The organism is Nonomuraea sp. NEAU-A123, assembly GCF_018603905.1.
Lineage (GTDB): Bacteria > Actinomycetota > Actinomycetes > Streptosporangiales > Streptosporangiaceae > Nonomuraea.
Genome location: NZ_JAHFZZ010000018.1, coordinates 210,891 through 219,439 on the forward strand (window position 1 = coordinate 210,891; position 8,549 = coordinate 219,439).

9 protein-coding genes are annotated in these 8,549 nt (G+C 70.3%); 2 read left to right on the plus strand and 7 right to left on the minus strand.

Features of this window, described 5'->3' with window-relative positions:
* Both KLK06_RS42345 and KLK06_RS42350 read right to left on the minus strand, forming a co-directional pair.
* A complete protein-coding gene (locus KLK06_RS42345; protein WP_214641338.1) occupies positions 1–1,308 on the minus strand; it encodes a cytochrome P450 in 1,308 nt (435 codons plus the stop codon).
* Positions 1,309–1,370: 62 nt separating this feature from the next.
* A complete protein-coding gene (locus tag KLK06_RS42350; RefSeq protein ID WP_214641339.1) occupies positions 1,371–1,514 on the minus strand; it encodes a hypothetical protein in 144 nt (47 codons plus the stop codon).
* On the opposite strand from KLK06_RS42350, the gene KLK06_RS42355 reads away from it, so the two are divergent.
* On the plus strand, positions 1,513–2,481 hold the full coding sequence (locus KLK06_RS42355; protein ID WP_214641340.1) for an acyl-CoA desaturase: 969 nt from the start codon (positions 1,513–1,515) through the stop codon (positions 2,479–2,481). The genes KLK06_RS42350 and KLK06_RS42355 overlap by 2 nt on opposite strands.
* A gap of 87 nt (positions 2,482–2,568) precedes the next feature.
* The gene (gene ppk2 / locus KLK06_RS42360; RefSeq protein ID WP_214641341.1) at positions 2,569–3,465 is read left to right on the plus strand and encodes a polyphosphate kinase 2; all 897 of its coding nucleotides are present in this window, start codon (positions 2,569–2,571) and stop codon (positions 3,463–3,465) included.
* Positions 3,466–3,468: 3 nt separating this feature from the next.
* Here ppk2 and clpB read toward each other — a convergent pair whose 3' ends face one another.
* The 5 genes from clpB to KLK06_RS42385 all read right to left on the minus strand — a co-directional run.
* The gene (clpB, locus tag KLK06_RS42365; protein ID WP_214641342.1) at positions 3,469–6,069 is read right to left on the minus strand and encodes an ATP-dependent chaperone ClpB; all 2,601 of its coding nucleotides are present in this window, start codon (positions 6,067–6,069) and stop codon (positions 3,469–3,471) included.
* Between the two features lie 25 nt (positions 6,070–6,094).
* Positions 6,095–6,388: a chaperone modulator CbpM gene (locus KLK06_RS42370; RefSeq protein ID WP_214641343.1), complete on the minus strand. Its 294-nt coding sequence runs from the start codon at positions 6,386–6,388 to the stop codon at positions 6,095–6,097.
* Positions 6,385–7,320, minus strand: a complete 936-nt coding sequence (locus tag KLK06_RS42375) for a DnaJ C-terminal domain-containing protein (protein WP_214641344.1) — start codon at positions 7,318–7,320, stop codon at positions 6,385–6,387. The genes KLK06_RS42370 and KLK06_RS42375 overlap by 4 nt, the downstream gene beginning before the upstream one ends.
* Entirely contained in the window at positions 7,320–7,838 is a 519-nt protein-coding gene (locus KLK06_RS42380; RefSeq protein WP_214641345.1) for a nucleotide exchange factor GrpE, read from the minus strand. Before KLK06_RS42380 ends, KLK06_RS42375 begins: the two co-directional genes overlap by 1 nt.
* A gap of 1 nt (position 7,839) precedes the next feature.
* Positions 7,840–8,549 (minus strand): Hsp70 family protein (locus KLK06_RS42385; RefSeq protein WP_214641346.1); only part of this gene is annotated, 710 nt, incomplete at its 5' end.

Sequence of the window (8,549 nt, forward strand, 5' to 3'; positions counted from 1 at the left end):
TCATCCTTCCTGGTCCGCGGGGCCGAGCCCGAGGACGAACCGGTCGGGGAAGATCCCGCTGGAGCGTTCGATCCGCCCTTCCGGCGGTGGGAGCAGGCGCACGCCGGGGCGCAGCAGCAGGCGGCGTACGGCCTCGCAGATGATCGCCCTGGCGGGATGCACGCCGAGGCAGGCGTGGTGGCCGTAACCGAAGAACAGCTGGTGGTGGGCCGGCCGGTCGAGGCGGAACTCGTCGGGCTCGGCCACCTCGTCCGCGTCGAACATGGCCGAGGCCGGCGCGGCGAGCACGAACGTGCCCGCGGGGATCACCGTGCGGCGCGGAGTGCCGGCGGCCAGCACGTAGTCGCGCTCGCACAGCCGGGGCAGCAGCTTGAAGAACGGATTGAACCGCAGCGCCTCCCATACATAACGGTCGAAGCGCGTCGGGTCGGGGTCGCCGGCGGCCTCGACGGCCTGCGCCAGCACCTGCGGGCGCAGCAGCAGTTGCTCGACCGCCTCGACCATGGCGCCGGGCCCGCTCTCCACGAACCCCAGAGGCAGGCCGGCCATGTTGATCAGGATGCGCTCGTCGTCCATGCCGATCTCGGCGGGCAGGGTGGTGCCGGCGAGCCGCGCGAAGACGTCGTCGGGCAGCTCCCGTCCCGCCCGGAGCGCGGCCCGGTGTTCGGCGAGCCGGCCGCGCAGGTAGGCGACCATCTCCGAGCCCGCGCGGACCGACGCCGCCTGGATCTCCGGATCACCCAGGAAGTTGGCGAAGCCGTCGGTGACGATGGCCCGCGTCCACCGCGACAGGGTCTGCGCGTCGGGGCCGGGGAAGCCGAAGTACTTCGCGGACACGCCCAGGGCGACGGTGCGGAACAGCCCGTGAACCGCTTCGATGCGGCCGTGCGGCAAGGCGGCGTCGAGCAGCTCGTCGGCGAGGCGCCCGGTCAGCTCGCGCACCCCGGCCACATCGCGCGGGTCGAGCATGACCCGCATCAGCCCTTTGTCCCGCCAGTTCATCGGGGTGGCGTCCCGCCCCAGCATGAACGGCCCGCCCAGCGCGGCGTCGAGGCGCGGGCCGAAGGCGCGGACCGAGAAGACCTCCTCGCGAGAGAGCACCTCGGTGACGTCGGCGAAGCGGGTCACGATCGTGAAGACGGGCGTGACGAAGATGGGGCGTCGCTCGCGGAGCTCGGCGAACAGGTCCCGCCAGTCGGTCCGCATCCACTCCCGGACCAGGCCGAACGCGGCCATCGGCGCACGGGCCAGCGCCTCGTCGTATCTCTCCAGATGGCCGCCCGTGGTCGTCCGATCGACAGCACCCATGCCGTAGGCCCTTCCGTCCGACGCCGGAGCGCACAAAGATCATTACGATGTGTAGCCACAACCTAGGCAGGCGATACCCATTTCTTGATGGCTACCGTATGGATTGTTTTGATTCCTCTGAGTGATGGTGTCGTCACTTCCAGGTCATTGCCGTGCTCTGGGCACGCGACCGTTGAATGAGGAGCCGCATCGTCTTCGCCGATCATGGGAGATAGCGTGAACTCGTCACCCGTCCCGCAGCCGGACTCGGGCACGGCGGAGACGGTGACGGCCACCACCGGCCGCCGGACCGTCTACCTGATCGTCCTCGTGGTGCTCCCCATGCTGCTCCCGGCGCTCGCCGTGCCCACCCTCTGGGGATGGGGCATCGGCCCGCGTGACGTGGTCATCGCGGTGGTGATGTACCTGATCAGCATCTTCGGGATCGCCATCGGCTACCACCGGCTCTTCACCCATCGGGCCTTCAGGTGCCACCGGCCGCTGCGCATCGCCCTCATGCTGGCCGGCGGCATGGCGGTCGAGGGCCCGATCACCCTGTGGACGGCCGAACACCGCCGTCACCACAAGTACGCCGACCGCGAGGGCGACCCGCACTCGCCGTGGCGTTACGGCGACGACGGCCTGGCCCTGCTGCGTGGCATGGCGCACGCCCACATCGGCTGGTTCTACACCGCCCGTCAGCGTTCCAGCCGCCGGCACTGGGTGCCGGACCTGCTGGCCGATCCGGACGTACGGCGCTTCGACGCCGCCTATCCGGCCGTCGCGGCGTTGTCGTTCGCGCTGCCCGCCGCGGTGGGCGGGCTGTGGTCGATGTCGTGGGCGGGCGCGTGGACCGCCTTCTTCTGGGGCGGGCTGGTCCGCTACGCCGTGGTCCACCACGTCACGTGGTCGGTCAACTCCATCGCGCACACCTTCGGCGATCGCCCGTTCCGGACCAGGGACCGCTCGTCGAACGTACGGTGGGTGGCGATGCTGACGCTCGGCGAGGGCTGGCACAACTGGCACCACGTGGAGCCGACCTGCGCCCGGCACGGGGTGCTGCAGGGCCAGCTCGACCCCAGCGCCCGGCTGATCCGCTGGTTCGAGCTGGCGGGCTGGGCGTACGGCGTGCACTGGCCCGACCCCGGCCGCCTGGCCGCGCGCCGCATCGACCAGCGCGATCCACACCCGTGACGACCCGAGTACCGCTTCCAAACGAACGGCTCCTGAACGCCGCTCAAAAACGGCATCGCCGGGCGAAATTTGGGCAAGTCGGGTGTCATGGAGCGGGTTTCACTGCTGGACTCCACCCCTGGCCTGCTGGTGGATGACAGCGACGACGACGATCCGGTGCTGCTGCGGCCGGACGGCAGCCGGGTCGACACCTGGCGCGAGCACTACCCCTACCCCGAACGACTGCCTCGGGAAGACTACGAACACGACAAGCGGCTGCTGCAGATCGAGCTGCTGAAACTGCAGTACTGGGTCAAGGACACCGGCCAGCGCCTGGTGCTCCTGTTCGAGGGGCGTGACGCAGCGGGCAAGGGCGGCACGATCAAGCGGTTCATGGAGCACCTCAACCCGCGCGGGGCCACCGTGGTCGCGCTGGAGAAGCCGTCCGAGCGCGAACGCACCCAGTGGTACCTCCAGCGCTACATCGCCCACCTGCCCTCCGCCGGGGAGATCGTGCTGTTCGACCGGTCCTGGTACAACCGGGCCGGGGTCGAGCGGGTGATGGGGTTCTGCACCGAGGCGGAGTGCCGGGAGTTCATGGTGCAGGTGCCGCAGTTCGAGCGGGCCCTGGTACGCGACGGCATGCACCTGGTCAAGCTGTGGTTCTCGGTGACGCGGTCGGAGCAGCGCACCCGGTTCATCATCAGGCAGGTGGATCCGGTGCGGCAGTGGAAGCTGTCGCCGATGGACCTGGCCTCGCTGGATCGGTGGGACGACTACACCAGCGCCAAGGAGGAGATGTTCCTCAACACCGACATCCGCGAGGCGCCGTGGACGGTCATCAAGAGCAACGACAAGAAACGGGGCCGCCTGGAGGCGATGCGCCACGTGCTGAACCTGTTCGACTACGACAACAAGGACCACGAGGTGGTCGGCGCCCCGGACCCGCTCATCGTCAGGTCGGCGTCCGACATCTACGACGAGGACCACACCGCGGGAACCTAGGCGTCACCCCGCTCCGTGGAAGGTGACGTTCAGCTCGCCCTTGTCGACGTCGACCGTGATGGTCGAGCCTTCGGGGACGTCGCCGCTGAGCAGGGCGCGCCCGATCCTGGTCTCGACCTCGCGGGCGATGAAGCGGCGTAGCGGCCGGGCCCCGTAGACCGGGTCGTACCCCTGGTTGGCGATGAGCCGCCGCGCCTCGTCGGTGACCTCCAGCGTGAGACGCCGGTCGGCCAGCCGCTGCCGGATGTCGTGGAACATCAGCTCGACGATCCGCTCGATCTGGGCCTCGGTCAGCGGCTTGAACAGCACGATGTCGTCGACCCTGTTGAGGAACTCCGGCCGGAAGTGCCGGCGCAGCTCCCCCATCACCCGGTCGCGGGCTTCCGGCTTGATCTCGCCGTCGGAGGTGACCCCGTCGAGCAGGTACTGCGAGCCGATGTTGGAGGTCATGATGACCACGGTGTTGCGGAAGTCGACCGTGCGGCCCTGCGCGTCGGTCAGCCGCCCGTCGTCGAGGACCTGCAGCAGCGTGTTGAACACGTCCGCGTGCGCCTTCTCGATCTCGTCGAACAGCACCACCGAGTACGGCTTGCGCCGCACCGCCTCCGTCAGCTGGCCGCCCTCCTCGTAGCCGATGTAGCCGGGAGGCGCGCCGACCAGGCGGCTGACCGTGTGGCGTTCCTGGTACTCGCTCATGTCGATGCGGATCATGTTGTCCTCGGTGTCGAACAGCGCGGCCGCGAGCGACTTGGCGAGCTCGGTCTTGCCGACACCGGTCGGCCCGAGGAACAGGAACGACCCGACGGGCCGCCGCGGGTCCTTGATGCCGGATCGGGCGCGGATGACGGCGTCGGCGACGAGCCGGACGGCCTCCTCCTGGCCGATGACCCGCTCGTGCAGGATCTCGTCCAGCCTGAGCAGCTTGTCGCGCTCCGCTTCCTGCAGCCGGCTGACGGGGATGCCGGTCCAGCGCGAGACGATGGAGGCGATCTCCTCCTCGGTCACGACCTCGCGCAGCAGCCGGTGCCCGTTCTGCCGGCTGCCCAGCCGCTCCTCCTCGGCACGGAGCCGGCGTTCCAGGTCGGGCAGCTTGCCGTGGCGGAGTTCGGCGGCGCGGTTGAGGTCGTAGTCGCGTTCGGCCTGCTCCGCCTCCCGCCGTACGGTCTCCAGTTCCTGCCGCAGGGCCTGGACCTTGCGCAGGGCCGAGCGTTCGGCCTCCCACTGCGCCCGGGTCGCGCCGGCCTGGGCGCGCAGGTCGGCCAGCTCTTTGCGCAGATCGGTGAGGCGGGCCTGGCTCGCGGGGTCCTCCTCCTTGGCCAGCGCGGCCTCCTCGATCTCCAGCCGCATCACCCGCCGGGTCAGTTCGTCGAGTTCGGCGGGCATGGAGTCGATCTCGGTACGGAGCATCGCGCACGCCTCGTCGACCAGGTCGATGGCCTTGTCCGGCAGGAACCGGTCGGCGATGTAGCGGTGGCTCAGCGTCACGGCGGCGACGAGCGCGCTGTCCTGGATCTTCACGCCGTGGAAGATCTCCAGCCGCTCGCGCAGTCCGCGCAGGATCGAGATGGCGTCCTCGACGGAGGGCTCTTCGACGAGCACCGGCTGGAAGCGCCGCTCCAGGGCCGCGTCCTTCTCGATGTGCTGACGGTACTCCTGGATCGTGGTCGCGCCGATCATGTGCAGCTCGCCGCGCGCGAGCATCGGCTTGAGCATGTTGCCGGCGTCCATGGAGCCTTCGGCCGCCCCGGCTCCGACCACCGTGTGCAGCTCGTCGACGAACAGGATGATCCGGCCCTCCGCGCTCTTCACCTCGTTCAGCACCGCCTTGAGGCGTTCCTCGAACTCCCCTCGGTACTTGGCGCCGGCCACGAGCGAGCCCATGTCCAGGCTGAAGACGGTCTTGTCGCGCAGCCCCTCGGGGACGTCGCCGTGGGCGATCCGCTGGGCGAGCCCTTCGACGATGGCCGTCTTGCCGACACCGGGGTCGCCGATCAGGACGGGGTTGTTCTTGGTCTTGCGGGAGAGGATCTGGATCACGCGGCGGATCTCCGTGTCTCGGCCGACCACCGGTTCGAGTTTGTCCGCGCGGGCTTCGGCCACCAGGTCGCGCCCGTACTTCTCCAGCGCCTCGTAGGCCACTTCGGGCATGGCCGAGGTGACCCGCTGGTTGCCCCGGATGGCGGTGAGTGCCTGAAGAAAGCGGTCCCGGGTCAGTCCCTGGCCGTGCAGCAGCCGTCCCGCCGGGGTCGCGCTGCCCTCCTCGATCAGGGCCAGCAGCAGGTGCTCGACGGAGACGTACTCGTCCTTGAGTCGTTTCGCCTCCCGGTCGGCGGTGTCGAGCAGCCGTGACAGCCGCTGGGTGACGAAGACCTGGCCGGGTGTGGTGCCCGGCCCGCTGACCTTGGGCCGATGGGAGAGTTCCGCTTCCAGGTCGGCGCGCAGGCTCTTCGGGTCGGCCCCGGCCACCTCCATCAGCCGGGGTGCCAGCCCCTCCGGCTGTTCGAGCAGGGCCAGCAGGAGGTGCTCGGCGTCGACCTCGGTGTGCCCGTGACGCAGGGCCTTGGTCTGGGCGTCGTGCAGGGCCTCCTGCGATTTCTGGGTCATCCGGTTCGGGTCCACTCCAGTCCCCCTAGTGTCGTGTGGACAGGCTCCGCAGGGTCGTCTCCAGTTCCTCGATCCGGTCGAGCAGGTCGATCACCAGGCCGATGGCGGCGTAGTTGAGCGACAGGCCCGCGTGCAGCCGCTGGATCCGGGCGGCCAACGTCACCTGGGCGGGCGGGAAGCACAGCTCTCCCTTGGCGTCCCTGACCGGTTCGAGCAGGCCCAGCGCCACGAGCCGGCGGACGGCCTCCGGATGCAGCCCGGTGGCGTGCGCGAAGGAGTTCAGGTCCAGCAGCACCGGCCGTACGAGCGCATAGGTCATGAAGGCCTCCTCGGATCGAAGGCCGAGGCGGCGGCGAGCTGCTCGAACAGGCGCCGCTCCTCATCGGTGAGCCGGGCCGGCACCATGATCCGCACCTCGGCGAAGAAGTCGCCCGGGCCGCCGCGCGGGCTGGGCATGCCGCGGCCGCGCAGCCGTAGGCGGCGTCCGGTCGAGGTGCCCGGCGGCACTTTGAGTTTCGCCTCGCCGCCCGGCGTGTCGATGGCGACCGTGGCGCCCAGCGCGGCCTCCCAGGGGGCGAGCGGCAGGACGGTGTGGATGTCGCGGCCCTCCACGCGGTAGCGGGGATGCTCGGCGATCCGCACGATGAGGAAGAGGTCGCCGCGCTTGGCGTCCTCGCTTCCGTGCCCGCCTTGGCCGGCGAGCCTGATGCGCTGCCCGTTCGTGACCCCCGGGGGGATCGCGACCTCCAGCCGCCGCCCGCCGGGCAGCGTGATGGTCCGGCGCCCGCCCTGGTAGGCCTCCTCGACCGTGAGGGTCAGCTCCGCCTCCTGGTCGGCGCCGGGCACGGGCCCCCAGCCCCGCCTGCCGCGCCCGCCGAACATGCCGCCGAGCAGGTCCTCGATGTCGATGCCTTCATCCGTGCCGAACCCGAAGTCCTGCCTCCCCGCCGAGCTCCGCCGGCCCGCGCGTGCTCCGCCGCCGGCGCGGGCCCGCGCCCACTGCTCAGGATCCACGTCGGGCGGCACCTGGCGGAAATCATGCCCGAACGCGTCGTACCGGCGGCGCGTGCCGGGGTCGGAGAGTACGGAGTACGCCTCCGAGATCTCCTTGAACCGGTCCTCCGCGCCGGGATCCTTGTTGACGTCGGGATGGTGGGCGCGCACGAGTTTGCGATAGGCCCGCTGGATCTCGTCCTGGTCGGCCTTCCTGTCGACGCCGAGCACTTCGTAGAAGTCCCGCCGGGCCACCATCACTCCGCCTTCTTCGCGACGACCACGATCGCCGGGCGGAGCTGCCGCAGATCGTCGCCGTAGCCCGGGCGGACCACCTGCACGACGGTGCCCGGCGCGACGTCGTCCCGTTCGACGGTCGCCACCGCCTCGTGGTGAACGGGATCGAACGGCACGCCGGTCTCGTCGTGGCGGGCGTAGCCCAGGCGGGACAGCACCGCGAGAGCCTGGTCCCGCACGGCCCGTACCCCGTCGGCTATGGCGCGCGCGTCGCCTTCCTGGCCGGCCGCGTGGCCCAGCGCGAGCTCCAGGTTGTCCACGATGGGCAGCCACTCGGCCGCCACCCTGTCCCGTTCCTCGGCCCGTAGCCGTTCGGTGTCCCGGGCGATGCGCTTGCGCACGTTGTCCAGCTCGGCGACCGAACGCAGCCAGCGGTCCTCCAGCTCCGCGAGCTTGGCGTCGGTCTCCTCGGGCGCGTCCGCCGTCGCGGGCGCGCCCGACGCCTCGGCCTCGTCCGTCCTGTCTTCGCGGTCGTTCATGTCACTCCGAGTCGGACGTGGTGTACTCGGCGTCGATCACGTCCTCGTCGCTACCGGCAGCCGTTTCCGCCCTTCCCTGTGGTGGCACGCCGGGCCGGCCCTCCTGCCGGCTACTGGCCGCGAACCCGTGGAACACCTGCTGGAGTTCGCCACTGAGCGAACGCAACCGGTCGGTCGGCACCTCTTCCTTGATCGCCTGCCGGGCGTCCTGGACGAGCTGCTCCGCACGCGCCTTCTCGTGTACGGGGACGGCGTCGCCGAGCTCCTGCAGGCGGCGTTCCACCTGGTAGGCGATCGAGTCCAGCTCGTTGCGGGCGTCGATCGTCTCCCGGATCCTGGCGTCCTCGGTGCGGTTGCGCTCGGCGTCGGCGACCATCCGCTCGATCTCCTGCTTGTCCAGGTTGGAGCTCTCGCTGATGGTGATCCGCTGCTCGGCGCCGGTGTCCTTGTCGCGGGCGGAGACGTTGAGTATGCCGTTGGCGTCGATGTCGAAGGTGACCTCGATCTGCGGCTCTCCCCGCGGCGCGGGTCGGATGTTCTCCAGCCGGAAGCGCCCGAGCACCCGGTTGTCGGCCGCCCGCTCCCGCTCTCCCTGCAGGATCACGATGTCGACGGCGCCCTGGTTGTCGTCGGCCGTGCTGAAGGTCTCGGTCCGGCGGGCCGGGATCGTCGTGTTGCGTTCGATGACCTTGGTCATGATGCCGCCGAGCG

Bases quoted from the DNA above. Each gene is read 5' to 3' on its own strand.
- KLK06_RS42345 (WP_214641338.1), bottom strand. From the start codon at position 1,308: ATGGGTGCTGTCGATCGGACGACCACGGGCGGCCATCTGGAGAGATAC.
- KLK06_RS42355 (WP_214641340.1), top strand. From the start codon at position 1,513: ATGGGAGATAGCGTGAACTCGTCACCCGTCCCGCAGCCGGACTCGGGC.
- KLK06_RS42350 (WP_214641339.1), bottom strand. From the start codon at position 1,514: ATGATCGGCGAAGACGATGCGGCTCCTCATTCAACGGTCGCGTGCCCA.
- ppk2 (WP_214641341.1), top strand. From the start codon at position 2,569: ATGGAGCGGGTTTCACTGCTGGACTCCACCCCTGGCCTGCTGGTGGAT.
- clpB (WP_214641342.1), bottom strand. From the start codon at position 6,069: ATGACCCAGAAATCGCAGGAGGCCCTGCACGACGCCCAGACCAAGGCC.
- KLK06_RS42370 (WP_214641343.1), bottom strand. From the start codon at position 6,388: ATGACCTATGCGCTCGTACGGCCGGTGCTGCTGGACCTGAACTCCTTC.
- KLK06_RS42375 (WP_214641344.1), bottom strand. From the start codon at position 7,320: ATGGTGGCCCGGCGGGACTTCTACGAAGTGCTCGGCGTCGACAGGAAG.
- KLK06_RS42380 (WP_214641345.1), bottom strand. From the start codon at position 7,838: ATGAACGACCGCGAAGACAGGACGGACGAGGCCGAGGCGTCGGGCGCG.